Origin of the sequence: uncultured Marivirga sp. (assembly GCF_963974845.1) — a bacterium.
GTDB classification, from domain to species: Bacteria; Bacteroidota; Bacteroidia; order Cytophagales; family Cyclobacteriaceae; genus Marivirga; species Marivirga harenae.
This window is the reverse complement of record NZ_CAXBEQ010000005.1, coordinates 258,807-284,923: the sequence shown is the minus strand read 5'-3', so window position 1 is coordinate 284,923 and position 26,117 is coordinate 258,807. Positions and strand designations below refer to the sequence as shown.

Sequence of the window (26,117 nt, the reverse complement as noted above, 5' to 3'; positions counted from 1 at the left end):
AAATCCGTCTTAACTTGCAGCTATGTTAAAAATAGGAAAGTGGAATACATTAAAAGTATTACGGGAATCTCCACAAGGTCTATACCTGGGAGACGGAGAAGAAGATGTTTTATTACCAAATAAATACGTCCCACAAAATACGAAAGTAGAAGATGAGATCAATGTTTTTGTTTATAAAGATTCTGCGCAAAGACCTATTGCTACCACTTTAAAACCATTAGCTGAACTCAATCAGGCAAGATTGTTTGAAGTTCGTCAAATCACTAATGTCGGTGCTTTTGTGGATTGGGGCTTAGAAAAAGAATTACTTATCCCTTTTTCGGAACAAACAGATGAGCTGGAAGTGGGCGATTTGATTGTGGCTTATGTCACTTTAGACCCTAAAACCGATCGAATTGTGGCTTCGATGCATATTGAATCCTTTTTAGAGGCAGGTTCTGGGGATTTGAAAGAAGGTCAGGAAGTGGATTTATTGATATATCGAATTACAGATTTGGGTTATGAAGTTGTCATCAATCAACAATATAAAGGATTGGTTTATGAAAACACTGTGTTTGATCCGCTTGATATTGGAATGGAAGGCAAGGGAAAAATAAAATCCATAAGGGCAGATGGCAAAATGGATGTGCAATGGAAAATTGAAAAGGAAGAAAAGCAAAAGGAAATCCTTGAGTTGCTTAGAGACCATAATGGTTTTATGCCTTATCATGACAAATCCAAACCAGATGAAATATATGATATGTTCGGCTTGAGCAAAAAGGAATTTAAACGGCAAATCGGGCATTTGTATAAAGAAAAGAAAATTCAGATTAAAGAAGACGGGATTTATTTGGTTTAGCCTTTGCATTCTTGTTAATGAGAAAATTGAAGCTTTTAGAGGATTCAAAGCAAATACTATATTGTAAACTTATGAGCACCGAACTATATCAAAACTGGAAGGAAAACAGCAAAGATTATCTTGCTCATAACAAGTCTTTTTTTCATCAATTGCGCAAAAAGAAAAAGCTAGATGATAATTTTCATGCTTTAGATGCAGAGGTCTTCGAGAAAATGGATTGTTTGGATTGTGCCAATTGTTGTAAAACCACAAGCCCTATTTTTCAGCAATCAGATATAGAAAGGGTTTCCAAAGCAGTTAAGATGAGGGTGCCGGAATTCATTGATACATATTTGCATATTGATGAAGATGGCGATTATGTATTGAATTCAGCGCCTTGTCCTTTTTTAGGCTACGATAACAAATGTATAGTTTATAAAAGCAGGCCAACTGCCTGCAGGGAATATCCTCATACCAACAGAAAAAGAATGCATCAGATATTGAAAAAGACATTCACGAATGCAGAGATTTGTCCAGCAGTCTATAGTATTTTGGAAAGGATGAAAGACTTAGAAGCGTGAAATGAAAAGGTGTTCTCGGTCTGATCCATATATAAAGGTACTGAGGAGTTGATAAAAGAAATTAATGTGCTTCTAGATATTAAGCTTGCACAATAATTAGAGGATGTTTATCATTAACAGTTAGAGGTTAGCAACCGACTAACCTTCTGTGATGTGTTGTTTTTATTTTGGTTCAAAAATCTAATAATTGTTTTTCGTTATCAGTAGGCCTGGAATACTTGTGACTTGATACTGACAATCGGATAGTTTATATTCGCACCAATACAGCAATTTTATGGCAAAATCGGCAGAACAAATACTAGCAGACCTTAAAAGCGGAAATTATGCACCTATCTATTTCCTTCACGGAGAAGAACCCTACTTTATAGACCTCATTAGCGATTATATAGAAAAGCATGCCTTAGATGAAAGCGAGAAAGGTTTTAATCAACAAATTCTTTATGGTAAGGATGTAAAGTTAAACCAAGTGGTCTCTGCCGCCAGGTCTTTTCCCATGATGGGGCAACGTCAGGTAATCATCGTTAAAGAGGCTCAAAATTTAGGTGAGTTCACAGAAAGCGATTTTGATTTCTCTCTTTTAGAGAATTATCTCCAAAGCCCCCAGGCTTCTAGTGTTTTGGTTTTTTCTTATAAGCACAAAAAACTTGATAAGCGAAAAAAGATCTTTAAAAGCCTAGAAAAACATACAGTTCTACTAGAGTCAAATAAGATTTATGAAAATAAAGTTCCAGATTGGATCTCACAATATGTAAAGTCTAAGGGACACAGCATAAATCGTCAAGCTTTAATGTTATTGACGGAATACATCGGAAATAATTTGGAGCGCCTTTCTAATGAAATTGATAAAGTATTAGTTAATTTTGATAAACCATCCGAAATCACCGATGCTTTGATTCAAGAATACGTAGGAATCAATAAGGATTATAATATATTTGAATTACAATCAGCGATTATTAAGGGAAATGGGCTCAAAGCGAATCGAATAATTAATTATTTTGCCTCCGATCCTAAAAATCATCCAGCAGTTGTGAATATTGGTTTTCTGCATTCCTTTTTTACAAAGGTACTGTTGATTCATCATTCACAGGATAAAAGTGAAAGAGGAGTAGCAGCCGCAGCAGGAGTTAATCCATTTTTTGCGAAGGATTACATTACAGCAGTTAACAGGTTTAATCTGAATAAGACCATTCAAAATTTAGCGCATATTTTTCAGGCAGACTTAATGTACAAAGGAGTAACAGCTAATATTAATGAAGCGCAACTTATGAAAGAATTAATATATAAATTGATGCACTGAAATTTTTTAAGATGAAATAAATCATTGATTTTGTAGTTAATACTGCATAGTTCGAACACTTTGAAAAAGAGTTTTTAATAGACACATCACCATAGGAATGAATAAATATATTGTAGTAATAGGCTTTGTTTTTTTACTGCCCCTTCAATCTTTTAGCCAATATGCCTTCGTCAATTCAGGAGCTAATGATATCTATCAAGAGGCAATCGAGGCTTTTGAGCAAAAGCAATATACTACAGCTCAAAATAAATTCGAAGAGTATAGAAAACTTCAAGATCACGAACGAATAAAAGCAGAAAATGCAACTTATTATAGTGCTTTAATTTCTATTTACCTCTATCAGTCGAACGGAGAGAACAGAATTAAATCGTTTGTTAAATCAAACCCTGCCCATCCTAAAGCACTGGAAGCATATTACGAACTTGGTAATTTCTATTTTCGGGAAAAGAACTATGCTAAAGCCATTCAATATTACGAAAAAACTGAGGGTGATAAATTAAAAGGAGAGGACAAGACTCATTATCAATTTAAAATTGCCTATGCATATTTTAGTAGAAAGGCTTTTCAAGAAGCTTTACCATACTTCAATTCATTAAAAAGGCGGGACAATCAATACCAATCAGCTGCAAATTACTATGCGGGGTATATTTATTTTGATAAAAAGCAATTCGATGAAGCTTTAATTGATTTAGAACGGGCAGCGGAGAATGATGATTACAAAATTTCTACTGCCAATATGATGGCTAATATTTATTATCAAAGAGGCCAATATCAAAAATTAATTGATTATGCAGAAGACTTGATTCCTCGCCTGAATAGGTTAGAAGCCTTAAATATTAAGTTGTTGATAGCAGATGCTTATTTTGAGCAAAATAATTATAAACAGGCAAATGATTATTTTGAAGAATATAGAAGTGAAAATAGAAGCAAAATGGATAGGGAATTGCTCTATCGAATGGGTTATGTGGCTTATCAATTGCAAAAATATGAAGAAGCCATCAAACTATTTGAGGAAGTTGGAATTGCAAAAGATTCTTTATCACAGTTTAACGCCTACTATTTAGGGGAGTTATATTTGAAAAAAGAGAATTATAGATTTGCTTCGAACGCTTATGAGCAAGCGAAACTTCTGGATTTCAACCAAGATATTGCAATGGAGAGTCATTTTCAATTGGCTAAATTGCAATTAAAGCAAGGGAACACTACCAATGCAGTAGAAGAGCTTTCTTCTTACATTAAAAATTATCCGAAAAGCCCATATTCTACCCAAGCGAATGAATTATTAAGTGAAGCCTTTCTGAATTCCAATGCCTATGACAAAGCCATTGAATTCTTAGAATCAATTGAGAATAAATCCTTGAAGCTAAAGGAAGCTTATCAAAAAGTTACCTTTTATCAAGGTGCTGAATACTTTAATCAGGCAAATTATTATCGCGCCATGGAATTATTTCAAAAATCCGTTGATTATCCGCAGAATATCAGTCTATTAGGGGAGACTTATTTTTGGATGGGAGAATCCTACTCTACTGGAAAGAAATATAAGGAAGCCATCGCATCATACGAAAAATCATTTAAATCAAGTAAAAGGAGTGACAATTGGTTTGCTAACCTAAATTATGGATTAGCTTATGCTTTTTACAATGATAAGCAATTTGAAAAATCTCTACAATATTTTAAAGAATATTTAAATAATGGTAAATCAGCCACTTATTATGCAGATGCTATTGTTCGCTTGGCAGACTGTTATTATGTGACCAAGAATTATCAATTAGCGATTAACTATTATCAAAAGGCGATAGATGAAAGAAACCCTAATATTGACTACGCATATTTTCAAAAAGGGGTCGTTAACAGCATAACGGGCAATAATAGTTTAGCAAACCAGAGTTTTGATAAGGTTATATCGGATTTCAGAAATTCTAATTATTATGACAATGCCTTATTTCAAAAAGCTCAATTAGCATTTGAATCAGGGCAATATGAAAAGTCAATTGATGGGTTTTCTTACTTATTGAAGAATCTGCAACAAAGTCCGCTGCGTCCTTTTGCTTATTCAAGAAGAGCTTTAGCATATTTCAATTTACAGCGATATGAGAAAGCAGAAGAAGATTATACTTTGATTTTGCAAAATTACTTAACTCATTCGACCGCAAATGGTGCGTTAGCTGGTCTACAGGAACTGTATTCAATAATGAATAAAGAAGGGGATTTGGATCAATACTTATCAGCTTATAAAAATGCAAATCCTAATGATGGTGAGGTGACAAAAATTGAATTTGATGCCGCCCAATCACTTTATTTCAATCAAAAGTACGATAGAGCAGTATCTTCGTTTAAGGCCTATATTCAGAACTATCCTGATCACTCTCTGACAGCTGAAGCACGGTACTATTTGGCGGACTCCTACTATAGGAATAATCAATTTGAAGAAGCATTGGGATTATTTTATGAAGTGGTTGAGGCTGACAATACCGCATTTAATAAACGCTCAATTCAAAAAATAGCAGAAATAGAATTGGTAAATAAGGATTACAGTAAGGCAAGATTGTACTTTACAAAACTTTTGGATCAATCTGAGAATAAAAAAGACAAGTACAACGCATATACTGGTCTGATGGAAATTGCTAAAGCAAATTCTGATTATAGTAAAATGATTTTGTATGCCGATTTAATTATGGAAGAAGCAGCAGTAAATGCTAATGCAATCAACGAAGCATATCTGAATAAGGGTATGGCTAATTATTACCAAGGAAAATATGCTGAAGCAAAGTCTAGTTTTCAAAGTGCGGTAAATGCAGCTAAGGACGAATTTGCAGCAGAGTCAAAATATATGATTGCCTTAATGGATTATAATTCTAAGAACTATCAGGAATCCATTAACGCATTATTCCAATTGAATAAAGACTTTGGGAATTATGCGATCTGGATTGGTAAATCATTCTTGTTGATAGCGGACAATTACTACGCAATGGATGAGATTTTTCAGGCTAAAGCTACCTTAAATTCAATAATTGAGAATGCAGATTCCAAAGTATTAAAAGACGAGGCGAAATTGAAGCTTGAATTAATAGAGAGTGAGACTGGAACAACTGAGGAGGGCCAGGATAGCAGCATGAATACTATTGAAATGGAAGAAGTAATTGAAAATGATTCTACTAAAAACTGAGATGTTAAGATATATTCTATTTATAATTTTTTGTTTCCCCTTCAGTTTAATAGGTCAAGATAACTGGAATCAGGAGGGTGATTTGGAAGATTCTCAAGTTATTATTGAGAAGGATCGTAAAATTGATCTACCGAGAGTGAATAGGGATTTCAAAAATGTACCTAAGATCAAAGGGAATCAGTCTCCTTTAGAAGTTGAATTTACTTCAAGGCAATTTGTGCCCAATCTTAGTAACTTGACTCCTAGAATTCGAGTGCTGACCATTCAAGATGAAAAGTTAGAAAAGTTGTATGCTAATCAAGTAAAATTAGGAGGGGGAAATTATGGAGCATCTTTTTTCGAAGGTGCTTTTGCAAGTAAAAGAAGTAAAGACAAAAGTTATGGGCTAAATTTATTTCATCAAAGCTTTGCTAACGGCCCTATAGATGGAAGAAATTCTGGTTCAGGATACCAAAAGGTAAACCCATATGGAAAGCTGATCTACCAAAAAGCGGTTATAAACGCTGGTGCTTTTTATGAGCGACATAACAACTATTTATACGGCTATGATACGCTCCTTACTTCAGAAGTTGATAGAGATAGTTTGCAAAGAACATTCCACACTATTGGTGCCAATATCTCCCTGGAAGATCTAAATGAAAATAGCCAATATCATTATCACTTGGACATGGATGCATACCAATTATTTACAAATATCAATAATTCTGAGCTTTCATTTAATTATAATTTGAAAAATAGCTTTAACATAAATGATGAATTTTTAATTTATTTTGGCGCTAATGGATTTATAAGTGCTTTAAAATTTGATGCACTTGACTCATCTCAAAATAGAAATTTACTAAGATTTAAACCGGGCGTAAAGTTTATTAGAGATAAACTAAAGATTGGCGTGGGTCTCAATATGGTGAGCGAGAATGACACGCTCCCAGGAATGAATAAATTTCATGTATATCCTGACTTAAGTATTGTGTATACACCATTTAATAAGTTAAGCATTTTTGGTGGCTTGACAGGAGATGTCAGAGGTAATCGCTACAGAGATTTTCTGATGGAAAACCCATATTTAGATAATGTTATAAGTGTGAATAATACTTTAATGCCATTTCAAATCTATGGTGGAGTAAATGGTTCCTTAAGTAATTTCTTAGGCTATGAATTTGGATTCAGTGTAGCTTCAGTTCGTCATAATTTTGGATATGAGGCAATCTACAGTGAAGCCGAAGGCGAGATTAGATACAGGGCTAGGTATCTTAATAATAATAATACAGAAGCTAATGTTTATGCCTCATTATTTACTAATATCGATAACCTGAAGATTAATCTAAGAGGAGATTATTTCTACTACAATGTGGGGGAAACAGAACTTATGCCTTTCCGTCCTAATTACACTTTGAGATTTGATTCCCATTATTGGTTTGCTAATAAACTTAAGATTGGTTTTGATGCCTATTTACAGGGGCGTATGAATAATGTCAATACCTTCATTCAAGAAAACGCTAGTTATTCGTTCAATCTAGATGAATCTATCCCACCCATCTATGATTTAGGAATAAAATTAGGGTATCAGTTAAGTAATAGAAGTCAGATTTTCTTACATGCTAATAACCTGATAGCCAATAAATACGAGTACTATTTGGGATATCCTAACCGTGGATTTCAAATTTTAGGAGGCTTTACATATTCGTTTTAATGTTTTTAATATCAATATTTGCCATTATATTTGATTCTAATAGGTAAAACTATTTATTATTGAGTATTGATTTTGATTAAAAACAATAGTTTATTGATAAAGTATTATAAATTTTTAATACTTTTAAGCTAGAGTAAACCTTAAATTACCAGAATATGGCCAAAAAGGACAAAAAAGACGAGGAGTATAAAGACGAAAACATACATAAGGAGCCCGAGCAAGATGATGAGGATTTCGGTTTGCCTGATCTAGACGAGGACGAAGAAAAGTCTGCACCTTCTGATGATTTTGATTCAGAAGATATTGCTACTACTCAGGATGAGTCTGAAATTGAGACTTCATTTGATACTTCTGAAACTACGGAGGATTCTCTTTCGCAGTATGCTGAAGAGGAATACGACCCAAATCCTTTTGGGGATGAAGAGGAGGAGGTAGAAGAGGAAGAGCCTGTTTCAACCTACACTCCACCTAAAAAACAATCGGCTGCACCAATAATTATTGCATTATCAATAATAATAATAGCTACTGTTGCAGTGATTTATTGGTTTTTCTTGAGAGAACCTGCGCCAGAGCCAGTGGTTGAAAAAGAGCCTGTCGAAGAAACCACACCTGTTGTAGTAGAAAAGCCCGTTGAGCCTGAACCTGAAGTAATTGAGCCTGAAGAGCCTGCAGAAGGACAAGTCAACACACTAAACTCGAGAACAGGGCGTTCTTATGTTGTTGTTGGTAGCTTTTTTGATGAGGATTTGGCGAAAGACTACGCAGAAAAGCTTACCAAAGATGGAACTAATGCTTTTATTATTCCACCTTTCGGTAAAAGTAAATTCAATAGAGTAGCTATTGAAGAAACAGAGAGTTTTGCTGCTGCGAGTACTCGAGCTACAGAATTAACAGGTCAATTTAAAGAGCAACCTTGGCCTTTGAAATATTGATATAATTAAATATGACACTATTACAAGTTACTACTGTTGCTGATTCAGCAATGGTTAACGCTTCTGAAGAAAGCGTTAATTTGTTTGACTTACTTTTAAAAGGGGGATATGTAATGATTCCCCTTTTGTTATTATCAGCTGCAGCAATTGCTATTTTTATAGAGCGGGTACTAACTATTAAGAAATCATCTAAAACCCCAACAGGATTGCTAAACCAAGTGAAATCATTGGTTTCTGATGGGAAAATAGATCAAGCCAAAATGATGTGTTCTCAGAACGAGACTCCAATTGCCAAAATGTTGGAGAAAGGTATTTCTAGAATAGGAAGTCCCCTTAAAAACATTGAAGTTTCTATAGAGAACGTGGGTAAGATTGAAATTTACAGACTAGAGAAGAATTTATCTTTGCTGGCCACGATTTCCGGTGCTGCACCTATGATTGGGTTTTTAGGCACGGTTACTGGAATGATACAGGCTTTTATTGCAATAGCTCAAGAAGAGGGATCAGTAAGTCCAAAATTGCTCTCTGAAGGAATCTATGAGGCTATGATCACTACGGCCGTAGGTCTTTCAGTCGGGATCATTGCTTATCTTGGTTATAACTATTTGGTAACCCAGGTGCAAAAGGTTATACATAAAATGGAATACACATCCGTTGAATTTATTGATTTACTTCAAGAACCTAAATAAAACGCTATGTCAATGAAATCTAGACATAATGTTGATCCTGCCTTTAGTATGTCATCCATGACAGATATCATTTTTCTCTTATTGATATTTTTTATGTTGACTTCTTCATTTATTACACCTTCTGGATTACCCGTTAATTTGCCTTCAAGTAAATCTACCAATATCGTAATGCAAAAAGTGAGTGTTACCATAACAAAAGATATGCTTTACTTCGTTAATGATAAGAGAGTAGCAGTATCAGATTTAGAGACAGCTATAAAAAGAGAGTTGCGGAATGCAGATGAGGGTGTAGTGGTGTTACACATTGACAAAAGTGTTCCTACAGAGCATTTAGTAAAAGTAGCCGGTATTGCGGCTTCATTAAAAGCAAAAGTTTCTATTGCGGCACAGCCAAATGAGTGATTATGCACATAGGGAAAAGAAAAATCGGATAATTGGAATATCCGTTTCTGTTGGGCTTCATATTTTGTTGCTCCTACTATTCTTGTGGGTAACTGCTTGGAAAGAACCCTATCCTCCTTTACCAGAATATGGAATTGAACTAAACATTGGTATTGATAATCAAGGTTCAGGAAATGAGCCGGTCTCAGCACAACAAACTGAAGAAATTGAAGAAACTCCAACTGAGGAGACTGAACAGATTGTTGAAGACGAGGTAGAAGAAACTACTGAAGCTGAGGCTGAAGATATTGTTGAAGAGGTTTCTGAACCAGTCGAAGAAGTAGTTGAGGAAGCTGTTACGGATCAAGAAGCTCCAGTGAAAGTAGAAGATATGCCAACAGAAAAAGCTAAAGAAACAACGAAAAAGGAAGAGAAGGAAGTAAAGAAGGAAGAACCTAAGGCTAATCCAAATGCACTCTTCCCTGGAGATAGTAAATCTCAGGGTGAAACTAATGAAAAAAATGGAGATCAGGGCAATCCGGAAGGAGAAGTAGATGCCGAGGCGATGATGGGCCCGCAGGGAGGTGGGAGCGGTAGTAAGTTGGATATGTCAGGATGGAAGTGGGATTCTCCACCTAGACCAAATGATCCATCGCAACAAAGTGGAAAGATCGTTTTTGATATACGAGTGGATAATAATGGTGAAGTTATTTCAGTAAGAGCTATTGAAACTACTGTATCAGCGGAGGTGTTAAAAATATATCAGGATGAGGTGGCTAAATTATCTTTTAGTAGAACATCAGGAGGTAAAACTGCACCTCAGTCAAAAGGAACCATAACGTTTTTAATTCGCTCTAATTAGATCTTCGAATTGATTATATAATATGACATACCAAGAAGCGGAAGCTTTTTTATTTGAACAACTGCCCATGTTTCAACGTGTGGGAGGATCTGCTTACAAAAAGGATTTACATAATACTTTGGCTTTATTGGAGTCAATAGGAAATCCTCAGAAAAAAGGGAAGTTCATTCATGTTGCGGGTACAAATGGAAAGGGTAGTACTGCTTCATTCCTTTCGTCCGTATTGCAGGAAGCAGGGTACAAAACTGCTCTTTATACTTCACCTCATCTCAAAAGTTTTACGGAAAGAATGAGGATCAATGGGATTCCAATTTCTGAAGCGGAAGTAATTAAGTATGTTGAAAAATTTAAGCCCATTATAGCTGAATTAAGACCATCATTTTTTGAACTTACAACAGCTATGGCCTTCGATTATTTTGCAAGGGAAGAAGTAGATATTGCGGTGATAGAAGTTGGCATGGGTGGAAGACTAGATTGTACAAATGTGATAGAACCTTTATTATCAATTATCACACAAATAGGTTTAGACCACCAGCAATTTTTAGGAGATACCTTAGAAGAAATTACAAAAGAAAAAGCAGGGATTATAAAAAATAGTGTTCCCGTCATAACTTCTGTAAAGGAAAATGAACTGAGGTTGATTATTAAAGAGTTGGCCGATTCCAAGAATGCTCCTTTTATGGACAGCCAGGAATTTTTTAGTGTTTCAGTCCTTGAGGAGTCTTTGCCAGATTGGAAATTTAGTGCTGAGAATCTTAAAAGCAACGAAAAAATTGAGTTCGAATCTGGACTTTCTGCTACATATCAAATACAAAATTTGAAAAGCGTATTTACAGCTATTGAATTTCTAAATAAAAGCGGCTTTGATATCTCTTCAAGTGATATTCAAAAGGGTTTGAAAAATGTAATTCAAAATTCGGGAATAAAAGGAAGGTGGCAAAGGATATCAAATACTGGTTCTAGCACTCCAATGATTGCTGATACAGTTCACAACATAACAGCATTTGAATTCATTACCAAGATGCTTCAGCAGGAAGTGTATGAGCAATTGCACTTTGTTTACGCCACTGTAAATGATAAAAAGCTAGATGAAATATTAGAATTACTTCCAAAAAATGCTATTTACTATTTCACCCAAGCTAATATCCCTCGCGCTCTGGATTCGAAGAAATTGAAAAAAATAGCTCAAGATTTTGGTTTGACGGGACATTCTTACGCTACTGTAGACCAAGCAATTAAAATAGCACAAAAAAATGCTTCAGATAAGGACTTAATTTTTGTCGGAGGTTCTACCTTTGCGGTAGCCGAAATTGCAAATCTGTAAAAATGAGTAGACAAAAGTTAAAAAGGTTTGAAGATTTACAAAATCGTCATAATGTGATTGAATATGATGATGACCGATTTCCAAACATTAGGTCAAACTGGGGAACATACATATTTAGGAATTCCAATCCTATAAATTTGGAGTTGGCATGTGGCAGAGGGGAATATTCTGTAGGCTTGGCAAAAGAATTTCCGGATGAAAATTTTGTAGGTATTGATATTAAAGGAGAACGCTTATGGCAGGGAAGCACAAAAGCGTTAGAAGAGGGCTTAGAAAATGTCGCCTTTGCTCGTCATTTTATTTTAGACCTTGAGCAAATGTTTGCAGAGGGGGAAGTGAAAGATATTTGGATTATTCACCCTGACCCTAGACCAAGAGATAGAGATGAAAAGAGAAGATTGACTTTTCATCGTTTCTTGGAAATATATAAGAGAATTCAAGGAGGAAAAGGGAGGATATATTTCAAAACCGATAATACAGACTTATTTAACTGGACACTCAATGAAGTTTTGCCAGCTAGGGAAGACATAAAAGATTTGCATTATACAGATGATTTGCATAATTCTGTATATTTAGGAGAGCATTATGGGATTTCAACTCGTTATGAAAGAAAATTTTCTAAGGTGGGAGAGACTATAAAATACTTAAGATTTGAATGGAAAGCTTAAAAGATAAATTACAAAGCCCTGCATTTTTGATGTACGTGCTTTATTTCTTAACAGCCTTGGCCTTAGTGCTATTTCTAGATAAGGGTACCTTCTTATTGTGGCTAAATAAAAGACATAATCCTTTTGGAAATGCCTTTTTTACTTATATCACTTATCTGGGTGAAGCACATATATTTATTATCACAGGCATTATTTTATTAATGTATAGAATTTACTTTGCTATTTTATTGACTTTAACTGGTCTAGTACATTTTGCAATTGTTCAATTTCTAAAAATTGTAGTATTCAATGTTAATCGGCCTGCGTTGCATTTTGAGGAATCTTTGTCCTCATTTAATTTGGTAGAAGGCGTAGAACTGAGCAACTTTTACAGTATGCCAAGTGGGCATTCTGCTTCGGCATTTGCCTTGGCAACGATTTTAATATTACTTACAAAAAATAAGCTTCTGCAGGTGATTTATATGTTACTAGCCATTTTAGTTGCTATTTCTCGGGTTTATTTGTTTCAACATTTTATGGTCGATACAATTGTGGGTGCTACCATTGGCTTATTGGTTTCTGGTTTTATATGGTGGTTTTTCTCCTTCAAAAATCAAAAGTTACTGTATAATGTAAGTGCCATGCATAAAGGATTAATTTTTAATAGATGATTTTACACGGAATTGAAATTGAGCCAGGAGAGGAAAAAGTGGTAGATGTGAATATTGCCAGACTCCCTTCGCATACTACTATAGACGTATCAATTACAGTGGCTAGGGCTGTTGAACCGGGGCCTGTATTACTATTGATGGGAGGTTTACATGGTGATGAAATCAATGGTTCTGAAATTGTAAGGAGAATGATCGAGAAAAACGATCATATTCCTAAGATTGGAACCGTAATCTGCATCCCTATTATCAATGTATATGGTTTCATTTATTTCTCTCGATATGTTCCGGATGGTAAGGATGTTAATCGATCATTTCCAGGAAATAAAAATGGTTCATTAGCTTCCAGGATGGCGTACTTTTTGACAAATGAGATTATTCCATTGATTGATTATGGAATTGATTTTCATACAGGTGGAGCCGATAGAACCAATTACCCTCAAATAAGATGTATGATGAAGGATGAAAAAAATGTGCAGTTAGCAGAGGCTTTTCATGCTCCATTTACATTAGATTCTAAATTTCGGCCAAATTCTTTGCGACAAACGGCCAATAAGTTCGGAAAGAATATTTTGGTATATGAAGGTGGTGAATCTTCCCGCTTCGATGAATTTGCTATTCGTGAAGGTATTAAAGGTACAAAAAGGATGATGCAACACTTGGGAATGTGTGAAGAATCTGAAAAAGCCAGTTATAAGAATTTAGTTATAAAAAACTCTTCTTGGGTGAGGGCCAAAAAATCAGGTGTATTTCTTTCTGCTGTCAAAAGTGGGGATGTAATTAAAAAGAATCAGTTATTAGGACATGTGAATGATCCCTTTGGCGGCTTTAAAAGTAAAATTACTTCTTCAGTGAATGGTTATGTTATAGGTCTCAATCATAACCCCATTGTGCATCAAGGAGATGCTATTATGCATTTGGGCGTAATCAAGTAGAATGTACAAAAAATTTTATAAACCTTTTTTTGACAAGTTAACTGCCTTAATTGCTTTTTTAGTTGCAAGTCCAATATTTCTCGTGGTTGCTTTACTATTAGCAATATTTCAAAACGGAAAAATCTTTTTTACACAGAAAAGACCTGGTTTAAACGAGGAAGTATTCTTGTTGATTAAGTTTAAAACCATGAGAGATGATAAAAATGAAAAAGGGGAACTATTACCTGATTCAGAAAGACTTACTTGGATTGGTAAACTAGTAAGAAAAACGAGCATGGATGAAATCCCACAGTTATTCAATATTATAAAAGGGGATATGTCTTTTATTGGGCCGCGACCATTGTTGGTGGAGTATTTACCTCTTTACAGTCAGCAGCAAAGCCAACGGCATTTGGTAACGCCAGGCATCACAGGTTGGGCGCAAATAAACGGCAGAAATACCATTAGCTGGCAAAAGAAATTCGAATATGATGTTTGGTATGTTCATAATCAATCCTTTCTGCTGGATTTGAAAATCATATTTTTGACCATTTTTAAAGTTTTCAAAGCAGAAGGAATCAGTGGGGAAGGGGTGGCTACAATGGAGAAGTTTAGGGGCAATTAACAGGGAAGGATTTCTTGCTTTACCTCAATATTAATAATTCACTTGATTTTCATATCTAATATTAAGTCTAGTTTACCTTCAAGTTATTTTCACTTTAACTTCAGTTTTTGAGGATATATTCATTCCGATTTTGTGCTTTCTTAGAGTAATGAATTTAAGGAGTATCTAAGAAATGCAACAAAGCAGAACTGCGGTAATAGCGGACGATGACAAGAGTACATTAAGGGATTTGGTGACCATTCTGGAATCAGAAAATTTCAATGTAGCTCTCGCCTTAGACACTCAACATGCAATCCAACTAATCAATAAACACCATCCTCAATTAATCATTTCAGAAATTGGTAATCAGAATTATGATGGGATTAGCTTATTTACTTACCTGAAAAATGAAGTTGCAATTAACGAGCTGGATACTAAAATAATAGCCCTTACTTCCAATAGTGACGAGAAATACGAAATCCTAAGTTATGAAACAGGGATTGATTTTTTCTTAAGAAAGCCACTACGGAAAAATGCTTTTAAAAAGAGGTTGTCCAAATTCTTTGACACAGAAGACTCCGTTTTCAATTTAAAGCCGATTGAAGAATATGAAATAAGAGATCTGTATTTTGATGTTAAAAAGCGATTGTTATTTAAACTTCCTGCCAAAGATTTGTTACAGATTCAATCTAAATCTTATGAAATACTTTTATTTTTAGCACGATTTCCAAACCAAGTATTTTCTCGAGAGCAGCTTATGCAAGCTATTTGGGGTAATTCCGCTAAGGTTACTTTGCGTTCTGTTGATATTCATATCTTGAAAATTAGACAATTGCTCGGAGAAGGTTATATCAAGACCATCAAGGGAGTGGGCTATTTATTCAAGCAAAAAATCTAAGTTTCATCTAGTCATTTTGTAACCAATCATTTTTTTATCAGTTGATTGAAGGTAAACAAACTTATATTATGCAAAACTTAGAAAATAAAACAGCACTTATAACAGGAGGAAGTAAAGGTATTGGATATGGTATTGCAGAAGCATTATTGGCAAAAGGTATAAATGTAGCTATTACAAGTAGGAGTCAGGAGTCAGCGGATAAAGCTGCAGAGTCTTTAGCAAAAAATGCGAAAGCTGAGGTTTTAGGACTTCAAGCTGATGTGAGATCATTTGAAAATCAGCAAACATGTGTGAATGCCGTATTGGATAAATGGGGAAAATTAGATATCGTGATTGCGAATGCAGGTTTAGGACATTTCGCTCCTATTGATGAAATGGAAATTGATAAATGGAATGAAGTCATAGATACTAATTTAACTGGCGTCTTCTATACAATTAAATCTAGTGTTGAAGCATTAAAGAAAAATGGAGGTTATTTCTTCACAATATCTAGTTTAGCAGGCACTAATTTCTTTCCTGGTGGTTCAGCTTACAATGCCAGTAAGTTTGGTCTGACTGGTTTTACGCAATCAGTGATGTTAGATCTGAGACAAGAGGGTATTAACGTTTCAACTATAATGCCAGGGTCTGTGGCTACTTATTTCAATGATCACGAGCCGAACGAAAAAGATTTCTGGAAAATTCAAAAGGAAGATATTGGGCAGATGGTTGTTGATTTGTTAGAAATGAACCCAAGAACATTGCCAAGTAAGATAGAGGTGAGACCAAGTAGACCACCGCAGAAGTAGTTTTCACTTGTTTAGGAACTAAAAAAGGTCAGCATTTGCTGACCTTTTCAATTGTTACTGTTAACTCCAAATTGTATTAGTATAGGTATTCTAAAGCCACTCTATCGTAGTAACCAAATTCACCATCCTCATTTGCGCTGAAGCAAGCAAGCATTAATGAATTAGGATCAATATCAGTAGGAGTGCCAGGAATATGGATTGCTCCAACACCTGCAGTACCTTCACTTCCTCCAGATCCACAAGAATAAGAACGGTTAAACCAGTCGGTATGACGTAATCCTATTGAATGACCCATCTCGTGGCCAATTACATGCTCCACTACATTTGTGTCATATTGACTTGTACCTGAATTAATTCTGATAAACTTATTAGGGGCTCCTCCGCTTGGGAATCCGGCACTTCCACCGCCTCCGCCACTAACTCGGTAAACTACCATGTCATATGAGTTGTAATTAGTACCATAGGTTAATGTGAATGTTAAACCAGTGTTCAATGCATTGTAATTATCTACAGCCCATTGAAGAGCAGTTCGCATCTTCGAATCTAATCCATTAGCGTTGTTGCCAGTATAACCAATCACGTCTATTGTGCTATTTTGGCTCACAAGATTAGATGTGCGATATTGTTCAGCAAATTTACCCGTGTGGAATAATTCGCTCTCAGACATTTCTTTTAATTGTTTTTCTTCAATTAAAATGTCACCTTCTACTACATAATGGAATCCTTGATCTCCTGTAAGAGGGTTGTTGAACTTTTCACGATAAGCATCGCTCGGATCGAAACCAAGATCTTTTAACTGATCTTTCACTTCTTCTGACACAATACTTTCGTCAATTTGAGTTGCCATTTCTTCATCTTGCTGGCATGAACTCATGAATACTGTTGCGGCCATGAATGTTAGTACATACATGACACCTTTTCTTAAATTTGTCATAACTTTGTAAAATTTTAGTTAGGTTTGCAACATATAGTTTTAATTCTGAATATTAAAAATATTACATTGATAAATTGTGAAAATATTTGTAAATTAATATTTAAAATTAAAAAAAGACAATATAATACAGCTAAGACCCTATGAATTATTGCAATTTATTCTCCCATTTATTGAAATCTTGTATACGACCAAGATCAATAATATTATATTTTTGCCTTTTTGAAGGGGTCCAATCAATAGCTCAAGAAAATGAAAGTGTCTTATTTTATGAACCTGAGAGTTATGCGATAAAATCACCAAATAATATAATTGAAGGAAATTATTATTTGGTTAGCGATACTACATATTTGGCTTCTACTTTAGGTTCATCGAGCAGTTTAGAAGTCATTAAGAGGTATTTAACTGGCTCATACATAGTGTATTTGGATCCTCATGCGAACTCAATACTGTTTAAATCAGAAGATATACAACCTTTTCACAATATAGATGATTTTTGGAAAACACCAAACAAAAATAAGATTAATACTAAATCAATTTTGAATGGGGATTATTTAGTTTCGGTAAGAGATGAGTCAAAGTACCTAGATTTTACTAGAATGCAATCTATGTTAAGTACTATTGGATTGCAAGATGGCCTCTTCAAGCTCTCTGTTGATAGCGTAGGTGCTGATAAAATTATAAATAATATAGCTATTACTTACATTGAGAAAGTAGCTGCTAAGGCTGAAAGTGAAGTAAATGTCTTAGATCTCAATTTGCACCCAAATAAGATTAATACAATTCATGCCTATTTTCCTAATCTTAATGGAGCAGAAGAGTTAGTCAGTTTAAAAGAGCCATTATATGAGGTTAATAATATTGATGTAAGGGGTCGATATATAAACACGGGTTTCGAAAGCACTGTTCTTGATAATCATGCTTTGGAAATGGCCACCATAATTTCTGGAAATGGGAATTCTTCTTTAAATGGTTTTGGTGTCGCACCCAAGTCTTTTCATACCTCGAGCTCAAATGAGTCTATTATTCCCGACCCGATTCAATATTTTGTAGATAATGATATCCAGACACAAAATCATTCTTATGGAACAGAGATAGAGTCTTTTTATGGCATAGGCGCTTCGCTTTACGACAAGCAAGTTTATGATGCTCCGCAAATCCTTCATATATTTTCAGCTGGAAATTCAGGTTTAGAAAGTGCCGATCATGGTAAGTATCAAAACCTTACAGGTTATGCGAATATTACTGGTAATTTTAAACTTGCTAAAAACGTTCTAACAATAGGTGCTGTAGATACAACAATGAACACGATTGTGCTCAATAGTAATGGCCCTGCATTTGATGGTAGAATAAAACCCGAATTGGTTGCATACAGTATGACTGGAACTTCAAATGCTGCCGCTTATGTAAGTGGAGTAAGCGTTTTGCTACAACAATCCTATCGCCAAAAATTTAATTCTGAAATGCCAGCAGCTTTAACAAAGGCTATTTTGATCAATGGAGCTGACGATATTGGTGTATTAGGACCAGATCATAAAACTGGATATGGCAGTTTAAATGCACAAGAGGCACTCTTGCAACTAGAAAATGGCCATTTTCTTGAGGACGATCTTATAGCAAGTGAACAAAGCAAATACAAGATAGCCATTCCGGAAAATGCAATTAATTTTAGAGCCACATTAGTTTGGACAGATCCGCCAGCAAATCCAAATGACGAAATTGCCTTAGTGAATGATTTGAATTTGCACGTCAGAAACCAAAAGGATCAGAAGTTTTTACCTTGGGTGTTGTCTACTACTCCCAATATTGAATCTCTAAGTGCGGCTGCATCAAAAGGTGTGGATCATTTAAATAATGTAGAGCAGGTATATATAGAAAATGTTGAATCTGATACACTTGAAATTGTAATTAGCACTGAAATTCCATTGAATTCTCGTCAAAATTATTCAATCGTGTATGACTGGGAAATTGAAAATGAATTTAGCTGGACCAGCCCTACCTTTAAGGATAATATACCCTATAATGGAGAAACTGTTTCGCATTTAAGGTGGGAAAGTAGTTATTCTAAAGGGCAAAAAGGAGATTTGTATTTCAAATTAGTCTCTGAAGAGAGTTGGAGGGCAATTGCAGAAAACGTATCTCTTCAAACAGAGAATTTCAGATGGGATCCTGAAATGGTAAATGATTTTGCACAATTGAAAATGGAAGTTGAGGGTTCCCAGTACTTAAGCGACACTTTTTCTATCTCAGCACCACTAAGATTAAATGTGGGCTTTAATTGCACAGATTCTCTGTCTTTTTATTGGAAATCAATAGAGGGCGTAGATTATTATACGCTTTTCAACTTGCAAGAAAATGAAATGAGGTTACTTGTGAGCACTATGGACACTAGTATTACCGTTAGTAAATCAGATTTAAAGAGCTCATTTTTAAAGGTTCAAGCATTCAAGGATGATAAGCCCTTAATTCAAGGCGGAGCGATTGACTATAATCTGCAAGCTTCAAATTGCTTTTTACAATCCTATTTTGTTGAAGCTGTTCAGGGAGAAGGTATTTTCCACAACATCCAATTATCATCTTTGGTAGGAATTAAGGATATTCAAATTCAAAAGATGAACGCTCTGGAAAGTAACTGGGACTTATTAATTGAACTTAATCCCAATTCCTTTAAGCTGGAATTTTTAGAAGAACAGCCGATCAATGGTTTTAATGAATCTAGAGTAATAGTAAATCTTGATAACGGAGAAAGTGTAGTAAGTGAAATGAAATCTACTTATTTTGTTAAAGATGAAGAATTCATTCTATATCCCAATCCAATATGGACTGAAGATGATTTAAAAGTATTTGCTAAAGAACCCAAGACCGATGCAGTTATTAACTTTTATAATTTGCAGGGTTTAGAAATTATTTCTTTCCCTATTCCGAATGACCGTAATTTTCTTGATTTGAGTTCATTTGAAGAGGGGATGTATTTTTACAGAATTAGTGAAGAAGGAGAACAATATGCTCAAGGGAAAATATTAATTCAAAATTAAGTTTGAAGCTCCACTCCCGGTTTCTATTTTCATATTGTTCTTTCCAATAATTACGCTTTCTGACCATTTATATAAATACCAACAAATTCATTGTTCTCATTTGTTTTTTGCCGTAAACTCGTGAAATGAATAAATTTTTCTTCACACGCTTGCAATATGAATCGGGAGACTGGAACGTGGATCAAAGGATGCCAAGCAACCTATTAAATTCACTAATTGAATATACCAATATGCCAGTGGATACCACAGAAAGGGTGGTAGCCTTAAGCAGTGAGGAAATATTTGAATGCCCGTTTTGCTATTTAAGTGGCCATAAACTGGTGCAGTTTACACAAGCTGAAAAGGAAAATTTCACTAAATACATTAATAATGGAGGATTCATTTTTGTTGATGATTGCAATCACGATATAGATGGGCTTTTTGCTAAATCATTTGAAAGCCAAATGGATGAAATTTACGGGGAAGAAGTACTTGCGAAAATACCCGATAATCACCCCATTTATTTCAGTTTTTTTGAATTTGAAGATGGCCCACCTACCACTTCGCAAGAACTAAATGGCTGGGGTGATGACATTGTCCATGATTACTTAAAAGCGATTGAAATCGATGGTAAAATACGAGTGTTATATAGCAATAAAGATTATGGATGCGAATGGGACTATGATTTCAGAAACAAACGATGGTTGGCTGAAGATAATACCAAGTTTGGGGTGAATATTGTAATGTATGCGATTTTCAATTGAATTGAATAAGACCATAATCAAGTTTAAACGGATCATTGAATCCCAAGGGATGAAAGTTGGGATTGCAGCGGTAAAAGCTAGTCTCAGGCCCTATCAGAGTGACATTAAATAGCGATGGAAGATATACAAAATACAGTTACGAAGTTTAAGGAAGCACGCAAGGAGCTCTCTAAAGCCATCATTGGACAAGAAAATGTTGTCAGTGAGGTTTTTATGGCACTATTGGCAGATGGTCATATTTTGTTAGAAGGAGTTCCCGGATTGGGAAAAACCCTTCTGGTTCGTTCTTTAGCAAAGGTTTTGCAACTGGATTTTCATAGAGTGCAGTTCACACCGGATTTGATGCCCTCGGACATTATTGGAATGGAGGTTCTGGAGGAAGACCGTAGTACTGGAAAGCGCTTTTTTCAATTTAATAAAGGGCCAATTTTCACTAACATATTGCTGGCCGATGAAATCAATAGAACGCCACCAAAAACACAATCTGCACTGCTAGAAGCCATGCAGGAGCGCGAGGTGACCTATGCTGGTAAGACTTATGAGTTACCAAAACCATTCTTTCTTTTGGCTACCCAAAATCCCTTGGAGCAATCAGGGACTTATCCACTGCCTGAAGCACAGTTAGATCGGTTTCTGTTTTATACCGTAGTGAAATATCCTGCAGAGCAAGAAGAAGTTGATATTCTAGAACTCACCACTGGAAATAAGAAAAATGAACTTAACCCAAGCCTTACTGCTGAGGAAATTCTAAAAGCCAGAAGTTGGGTTAGGGATATTCATATTGATAAAGAATTATTAGTAAAAATTAGTCAATTAGTCCGTTCTACTCGGCCACAAAATTCGGGAAATCAATTAGTAAAACAGTATGTGGATTGGGGGGCAGGTCCGCGAGCAGGTCAGTCGATTGTCTTGGCTTCAAAGGCTCATGCATTCTTAGCTGGACGCTTATCGGTTGTGCCTGAGGATATCAAAGCTGTTTCCTTGGCTGTTTTACGCCATAGAGTCGTTTTAAACTTTGTAGCGAAAACCGAAAAATTCACAGTTGAAGACTTAATTCCTCACTTACTAAAGGAGATATAGAGTTGATGCGTTCCTTAAATGATATATTTCAAATGCCCGACTTTGAAGCACTCAAGGCTCTTCAATTGTATATTAAACATCATATTGAAGGGGTGATGATTGGAATGCATCAAAGTCCGAAGACCGGATTTGGAATCGAATTTAAGGAATATAGGAATTATGTCCCTGGTGATTCACTGAAGCAACTGGATTGGAAATATTATGCCCGCACCGACCACTATATGATAAAAGAGGCGGAAATGGAAAAGCAACATGATTTCATATTCGTTTTAGATAGAAGTTTATCTATGAACTTTGAAATGCAAAATACAAGTAAATTTAATTGGGCTCGAACTATAATAGCCGCTCTGGCTTTTTTAGCCGATAATCAACACGATAAATACTATATTTTCAATCAAGAAAATCCCCCAAAAGACTTTGACACTTTTCTTTATAGAATGATTCAAATTCAAACCCGTGAAGAAAGCAATATCCGAGATTTGAATCCCACCCGAGAAATTCGAAATAAAAGCACAGTATTTATCTTTACCGATGGGTATACGGACGCTGAAGAGTTACAAGATTTACTGAAAAATTGGGCTATTGCCTCAGATCAAGTGATGTTGATCCATCTACTATTCGAAAATGAAGAAAAGCTGGAATTCGAAGGGAAGTATTTCACATTTAAGGATTTGGAAGGGCAGGGTAGTGTTCAGGTTAATACGCAAGAGGGATTGCAGGACTATCAAAGAAAACTTTCTGCTTGGAAAAAAGGAATAAAAGACCTTTGCTCAAAAAATAGTATTACATATTGGCAAATAACTGGCAGCGATGATATTCAGAAAGCAACTTTTCGAATGCTAAATCAATTTAATCAATCTCGGGCGTGAATTGGCTTAATCCCATAGCGCTCTGGGGCTTAACTGCTTTGATAATTCCTATTATCATCCATTTATGGAGCAAGAATAAAACAAGGGAAATTGCTTTTGGAAGTATCCGCTTTTTAAAGGAAAGTAGCACCTTACAATCCAAAAGAATTCAATTCTCGGAACTTCCTTTGCTATTATTGCGACTTTTGATTTTGGTATTGCTTGTGATGCTTTTGGCAAGGTGGTTCATATTGGAAGAAGTGGAAAAACAAAAAGCTTTATTGCTGGGGGAAGGAATTGAAGTTCCTCATGCCTTTGCAGATAATAAAGATCTTATGGTTTTAAACACCTCTCCAAATCATGATACTGGAAATCATTGGTATTTTCTGGAAAGGATTGCACAAGAAAATCCAGAAATTGATTCGCTAGTGTATATTAATAATTTTAAGAATACTGATTTCACTGGAGCTATACCCAAATTAAATTTCAATGTAGAATTTATTTCAGCGGATAATCCTGTTACAACATTTGAAGGGTTTAAGAGCCAGGATACTTTACTTATCCATTTTGATAAGCTTCCGCTAGCTGCGGAAAAAAAGTTCGACAAAGTTTTGAAAACAAATACATTATATACAAGTGGGAAAGTTAATTTCAGGAAATCTGATAAGGCAAAAGCTCATTTGATTTTTGCTAATTCAAGGCAGAAGCTGGAAGCCAACCAAGTGATATTGAGTGACAGTATATCAGGTGATTATCACCTTCATAAAAAGCATAGTTATACTAATTTGTACCTAAGTAAAGAATGGGTTAATAATTCCCTTCAAGAGGATTTGTTTTTGTCCGTGGTTACAGAATTTGTTGCTCAAATAGTCGAGCCAAATTATCAATATTCTTCATTTAAAGAAATCTATGAAAGATCTACTGCAAATGAAGAGTCGGTACAAGAAGCCAAAACATTTGACAATGAGCTGCTTATAATAATTGTTTTCTTAATCGCATTAGAAAGAGTTTTTAGCTTTAGGAAAAGAAATGCATAAGGGATTCTCAAAATATTGGAACCAGTATAAATGGCGATTTAATCTGAGACGTGCCTTAATAGTGGGACTTCCTTTAGCATCCTCAATTGTATTATTGTTGGCTTTAGGAAATATTTTCAATATCAAAATTCCTTTCGCTTTTTGGGTTGTTTATACAATCTCGGTTTTAGCTTTATTGATTATATGGAATCCAAAATTATTGTGGACCAGTGAAAAACTACTTGCATTCCTCCATCAAGAGTATGAGGAATTTGAATACAGTTTATCTCTTTTCTTTAAAAATGACTTAAATGCATTGGACAAGCTCCAACTAGAAAAAGTATTTAAGCAATTTCCGTCCAGTCAACATATTAAGTTTCCCTTGGCATTAAAGAATGTTTCTCTGTTATTAATATTTAGTATATTATTTTATCTCTTGTCATTTATCATTCAAATTGACCCACAGGTCAAAAATCGTAATGTATCGCATACAAAGGATGCAGTTTTAATTCAGGACAGTACAGCAGAAAAGACTAGATTGGAATTTGGGTTTAAAATTTTCGTTTATCCTCCAAAATATACTGGCTTAAAAGATTTTCAGTGGCAAAAGGATCAAAAAATACCGGAAGGTAGTCGTCTGGTTTTTAAAAATAACGGAAATATCCATTTTGATTTGTTATGGCAAAATCAATACAACTTCAACCTGAAGTCTAAAGAATCAAAAACCTTTACTGTAATTCAACCATCTATTTTCCAAATTGAGTACGAGCAAAAAGACAGTATAATATCAATGCAGCCCGTGGTGTTGGAAATAACACGAGATAATCCACCTGTTTTGTCGACAAATCTGAAGGACAATAGACACGAAATTGGGTATAAAGATTTACGCAAGGGTTTTGAGCTTGATTTGAAACTTGAAGATGATTACGGGATCGTTTCTTCTGATATTATTATGACTTTAAGTAGAGGAGAAGGGGAGGCGGTAAGATTTAGGGAGATGAAGCAATCGCTTAGTGGTATTTCAACCAAGGTCAGAGCACAACAAAAGAACATCAGCTTACCGTTGGATACATTTTCCCTGGAACCTGGTGACGAGCTCTATTTTTATTTTTCAGCAAAGGATAATAAAGACCCTAGAGCCAACACAGGCAGAACAGATGTTTATTTTTTATCTGTTGCCGATACGAGCGAACAGGAATTGGTAGAATATGAAGGTTTTGCCCTTACCAATGAAGCCGAGTATTTCAAAAGCCAGCGACAAATCATCATTGATACCGAAGCACTTTTGGCAGATAAAAACCAAATCAGTCTTGAGGAATTTGAAAAAAGAAGTAATAATATCGGTGCAGACCAAAAGCTATTGCGATTGAGATATGGGGTGTTTTTAGGAGAAGAGTTTGAAACTACTGGTGGTTTGGGTGAAATCGACCATTCGGGTCACAATCATGGAGAATTAACTGATGAAGATGAGGAAAATCATAATGAAGATGTTCACGAGGGGCATGAGCACGAATCGGAAGGGAATTTTTCTAACCCAATATTCAATGAAACACCAGAATTAGAAGCCTACGTGCATGCACATGATGATTCGGAATTATCAACCTTCCTTGATGCTAATGTAAAAGTAAAACTAAAAGAGGCATTGGCCAATATGTGGGAAGCTGAATTGTTTTTAAGAACCTATAAACCAAGTGAAGCACTGCCGTTTGAATACAACGCTTTAAAGTTGATCAAGGAAGTGAAGCGAGCTTCAAGAATTTATGTGGAAAGAATGGGTTTTGAACCACCTCCAATTGATGAAGAGAAAAAGCGATTGACTGGTGAACTAGACAAAATAAATGCGGAAACCACTCAGAGGAAAAGAGGAGAAAAGCTTTTTGACAAATATCTATTTGAGACCTACAGTCTAATGAATAAAGCATATCAACAAGAAGATTTATCAGGGGCTAGAGATGTTGCCAGTGTTTTCACAGATAAATTAGTGATAAAAATAACTTCTGAACCTGTTCGCTACGGAAGTCTTTTGGCTGCCGTCAAAAAGTTTCAGTACAGTGAATCAAAGGCAGCATTGCGTGCTGTACTAAACTTGATGGAAGATGTCTTGAACTTAAAAGAGCTGGAAGCAGGAAGACAGTCTAGCAGTATAGAAAGTTCATTGCACAGCACATATTATGAATTAGAGAATGAATGATGTTTTGAAAAATAT

The 26,117-nt window shown here is 35.3% G+C and carries 23 protein-coding genes; 22 read left to right on the top strand and 1 reads right to left on the bottom strand.

The window, feature by feature from the left end:
• Positions 1-22 precede the first annotated feature (22 nt).
• From AAC601_RS13100 to AAC601_RS13025, 16 genes are all read left to right on the top strand, one after another.
• A complete protein-coding gene (locus tag AAC601_RS13100) occupies positions 23-838 on the top strand; it encodes a S1-like domain-containing RNA-binding protein (RefSeq protein ID WP_340153518.1) in 816 nt (271 codons plus the stop codon).
• Between the two features lie 71 nt (positions 839-909).
• Positions 910-1,398 (top strand): YkgJ family cysteine cluster protein, encoded by a 489-nt coding sequence (locus AAC601_RS13095; protein WP_340153517.1) that lies wholly within the window; start codon positions 910-912, stop codon positions 1,396-1,398.
• Positions 1,399-1,672: 274 nt separating this feature from the next.
• Entirely contained in the window at positions 1,673-2,695 is a 1,023-nt protein-coding gene (holA, locus tag AAC601_RS13090; RefSeq protein WP_303269456.1) for a DNA polymerase III subunit delta, read from the top strand.
• 97 nt (positions 2,696-2,792) lie between these two features.
• Entirely contained in the window at positions 2,793-5,861 is a 3,069-nt protein-coding gene (locus AAC601_RS13085) for a tetratricopeptide repeat protein (RefSeq protein WP_340153516.1), read from the top strand.
• A gap of 1 nt (position 5,862) precedes the next feature.
• Positions 5,863-7,551: a hypothetical protein gene (locus tag AAC601_RS13080; RefSeq protein WP_340153515.1), complete on the top strand. Its 1,689-nt coding sequence runs from the start codon at positions 5,863-5,865 to the stop codon at positions 7,549-7,551.
• Positions 7,552-7,706: 155 nt separating this feature from the next.
• Positions 7,707-8,483, top strand: a complete 777-nt coding sequence (locus tag AAC601_RS13075; protein ID WP_303269450.1) for an SPOR domain-containing protein — start codon at positions 7,707-7,709, stop codon at positions 8,481-8,483.
• A gap of 11 nt (positions 8,484-8,494) precedes the next feature.
• A complete protein-coding gene (locus AAC601_RS13070; protein ID WP_303269448.1) occupies positions 8,495-9,172 on the top strand; it encodes a MotA/TolQ/ExbB proton channel family protein in 678 nt (225 codons plus the stop codon).
• A gap of 6 nt (positions 9,173-9,178) precedes the next feature.
• On the top strand, positions 9,179-9,574 hold the full coding sequence (locus AAC601_RS13065) for a biopolymer transporter ExbD (protein ID WP_303269447.1): 396 nt from the start codon (positions 9,179-9,181) through the stop codon (positions 9,572-9,574).
• Complete coding sequence (locus tag AAC601_RS13060) at positions 9,567-10,415, top strand: hypothetical protein (RefSeq protein WP_340153514.1); 849 nt, start codon at positions 9,567-9,569, stop codon at positions 10,413-10,415. Before AAC601_RS13065 ends, AAC601_RS13060 begins: the two co-directional genes overlap by 8 nt.
• Before the next feature lie 22 nt (positions 10,416-10,437).
• A complete protein-coding gene (locus tag AAC601_RS13055) occupies positions 10,438-11,739 on the top strand; it encodes a folylpolyglutamate synthase/dihydrofolate synthase family protein (RefSeq protein ID WP_340153513.1) in 1,302 nt (433 codons plus the stop codon).
• Between the two features lie 2 nt (positions 11,740-11,741).
• A complete protein-coding gene (gene trmB / locus AAC601_RS13050; RefSeq protein ID WP_303269444.1) occupies positions 11,742-12,407 on the top strand; it encodes a tRNA (guanosine(46)-N7)-methyltransferase TrmB in 666 nt (221 codons plus the stop codon).
• Positions 12,395-13,057: a phosphatase PAP2 family protein gene (locus AAC601_RS13045; RefSeq protein ID WP_303269442.1), complete on the top strand. Its 663-nt coding sequence runs from the start codon at positions 12,395-12,397 to the stop codon at positions 13,055-13,057. The genes trmB and AAC601_RS13045 overlap by 13 nt, the downstream gene beginning before the upstream one ends.
• Positions 13,054-13,989, top strand: coding sequence for a succinylglutamate desuccinylase/aspartoacylase family protein (locus AAC601_RS13040; protein WP_340153512.1), 936 nt, complete (start codon positions 13,054-13,056; stop codon positions 13,987-13,989). The genes AAC601_RS13045 and AAC601_RS13040 overlap by 4 nt, the downstream gene beginning before the upstream one ends.
• A gap of 1 nt (position 13,990) precedes the next feature.
• Complete coding sequence (locus tag AAC601_RS13035) at positions 13,991-14,593, top strand: sugar transferase (protein ID WP_340153511.1); 603 nt, start codon at positions 13,991-13,993, stop codon at positions 14,591-14,593.
• Between the two features lie 172 nt (positions 14,594-14,765).
• Complete coding sequence (locus tag AAC601_RS13030) at positions 14,766-15,470, top strand: response regulator transcription factor (RefSeq protein ID WP_303269438.1); 705 nt, start codon at positions 14,766-14,768, stop codon at positions 15,468-15,470.
• Between the two features lie 68 nt (positions 15,471-15,538).
• Positions 15,539-16,258, top strand: a complete 720-nt coding sequence (locus AAC601_RS13025) for an SDR family oxidoreductase (RefSeq protein ID WP_303269437.1) — start codon at positions 15,539-15,541, stop codon at positions 16,256-16,258.
• Positions 16,259-16,334: 76 nt separating this feature from the next.
• On the opposite strand, the gene AAC601_RS13020 is transcribed toward AAC601_RS13025, so the two are convergent.
• Positions 16,335-17,192, bottom strand: coding sequence for a M57 family metalloprotease (locus tag AAC601_RS13020; RefSeq protein WP_303269436.1), 858 nt, complete (start codon positions 17,190-17,192; stop codon positions 16,335-16,337).
• A gap of 170 nt (positions 17,193-17,362) precedes the next feature.
• Here AAC601_RS13020 and AAC601_RS13015 point away from each other — a divergent pair, with 170 nt between their 5' ends.
• From AAC601_RS13015 to AAC601_RS12990, 6 genes are all read left to right on the top strand, one after another.
• Positions 17,363-20,224, top strand: a complete 2,862-nt coding sequence (locus tag AAC601_RS13015; RefSeq protein WP_340153510.1) for a S8 family peptidase — start codon at positions 17,363-17,365, stop codon at positions 20,222-20,224.
• A gap of 125 nt (positions 20,225-20,349) precedes the next feature.
• Entirely contained in the window at positions 20,350-20,967 is a 618-nt protein-coding gene (locus AAC601_RS13010; protein ID WP_340153509.1) for a DUF4159 domain-containing protein, read from the top strand.
• Between the two features lie 114 nt (positions 20,968-21,081).
• Complete coding sequence (locus AAC601_RS13005; protein WP_303269432.1) at positions 21,082-22,047, top strand: MoxR family ATPase; 966 nt, start codon at positions 21,082-21,084, stop codon at positions 22,045-22,047.
• A gap of 32 nt (positions 22,048-22,079) precedes the next feature.
• Positions 22,080-22,916 carry a DUF58 domain-containing protein gene (locus tag AAC601_RS13000; protein ID WP_303269431.1) on the top strand — a complete coding sequence of 279 codons (837 nt, stop codon included), beginning with the start codon at positions 22,080-22,082 and terminating at the stop codon, positions 22,914-22,916.
• Positions 22,913-23,932 (top strand): BatA domain-containing protein, encoded by a 1,020-nt coding sequence (locus AAC601_RS12995; RefSeq protein ID WP_340153508.1) that lies wholly within the window; start codon positions 22,913-22,915, stop codon positions 23,930-23,932. Before AAC601_RS13000 ends, AAC601_RS12995 begins: the two co-directional genes overlap by 4 nt.
• Positions 23,925-26,102 carry a hypothetical protein gene (locus AAC601_RS12990; protein ID WP_340153507.1) on the top strand — a complete coding sequence of 726 codons (2,178 nt, stop codon included), beginning with the start codon at positions 23,925-23,927 and terminating at the stop codon, positions 26,100-26,102. The genes AAC601_RS12995 and AAC601_RS12990 overlap by 8 nt, the downstream gene beginning before the upstream one ends.
• Positions 26,103-26,117: the final 15 nt, after the last annotated feature.

Excerpts from the sequence above, each read along its gene's own strand:
- AAC601_RS13060 (WP_340153514.1), top strand. The coding sequence starts at position 9,567 with ATGAGTGATTATGCACATAGGGAAAAGAAAAATCGGATAATTGGAATA.
- AAC601_RS13025 (WP_303269437.1), top strand. The coding sequence starts at position 15,539 with ATGCAAAACTTAGAAAATAAAACAGCACTTATAACAGGAGGAAGTAAA.
- AAC601_RS13085 (WP_340153516.1), top strand. The coding sequence starts at position 2,793 with ATGAATAAATATATTGTAGTAATAGGCTTTGTTTTTTTACTGCCCCTT.
- AAC601_RS13080 (WP_340153515.1), top strand. The coding sequence starts at position 5,863 with ATGTTAAGATATATTCTATTTATAATTTTTTGTTTCCCCTTCAGTTTA.
- AAC601_RS13040 (WP_340153512.1), top strand. The coding sequence starts at position 13,054 with ATGATTTTACACGGAATTGAAATTGAGCCAGGAGAGGAAAAAGTGGTA.
- AAC601_RS13070 (WP_303269448.1), top strand. The coding sequence starts at position 8,495 with ATGACACTATTACAAGTTACTACTGTTGCTGATTCAGCAATGGTTAAC.
- AAC601_RS13005 (WP_303269432.1), top strand. The coding sequence starts at position 21,082 with ATGGAAGATATACAAAATACAGTTACGAAGTTTAAGGAAGCACGCAAG.
- AAC601_RS13065 (WP_303269447.1), top strand. The coding sequence starts at position 9,179 with ATGTCAATGAAATCTAGACATAATGTTGATCCTGCCTTTAGTATGTCA.
- AAC601_RS13010 (WP_340153509.1), top strand. The coding sequence starts at position 20,350 with ATGAATAAATTTTTCTTCACACGCTTGCAATATGAATCGGGAGACTGG.
- AAC601_RS13030 (WP_303269438.1), top strand. The coding sequence starts at position 14,766 with ATGCAACAAAGCAGAACTGCGGTAATAGCGGACGATGACAAGAGTACA.
- AAC601_RS13045 (WP_303269442.1), top strand. The coding sequence starts at position 12,395 with ATGGAAAGCTTAAAAGATAAATTACAAAGCCCTGCATTTTTGATGTAC.
- AAC601_RS13100 (WP_340153518.1), top strand. The coding sequence starts at position 23 with ATGTTAAAAATAGGAAAGTGGAATACATTAAAAGTATTACGGGAATCT.
- holA (WP_303269456.1), top strand. The coding sequence starts at position 1,673 with ATGGCAAAATCGGCAGAACAAATACTAGCAGACCTTAAAAGCGGAAAT.
- AAC601_RS13055 (WP_340153513.1), top strand. The coding sequence starts at position 10,438 with ATGACATACCAAGAAGCGGAAGCTTTTTTATTTGAACAACTGCCCATG.
- AAC601_RS13075 (WP_303269450.1), top strand. The coding sequence starts at position 7,707 with ATGGCCAAAAAGGACAAAAAAGACGAGGAGTATAAAGACGAAAACATA.
- AAC601_RS13035 (WP_340153511.1), top strand. The coding sequence starts at position 13,991 with ATGTACAAAAAATTTTATAAACCTTTTTTTGACAAGTTAACTGCCTTA.
- AAC601_RS13020 (WP_303269436.1), bottom strand. The coding sequence starts at position 17,192 with ATGACAAATTTAAGAAAAGGTGTCATGTATGTACTAACATTCATGGCC.
- AAC601_RS13095 (WP_340153517.1), top strand. The coding sequence starts at position 910 with ATGAGCACCGAACTATATCAAAACTGGAAGGAAAACAGCAAAGATTAT.
- AAC601_RS13000 (WP_303269431.1), top strand. The coding sequence starts at position 22,080 with ATGCCCGACTTTGAAGCACTCAAGGCTCTTCAATTGTATATTAAACAT.
- AAC601_RS12990 (WP_340153507.1), top strand. The coding sequence starts at position 23,925 with ATGCATAAGGGATTCTCAAAATATTGGAACCAGTATAAATGGCGATTT.
- trmB (WP_303269444.1), top strand. The coding sequence starts at position 11,742 with ATGAGTAGACAAAAGTTAAAAAGGTTTGAAGATTTACAAAATCGTCAT.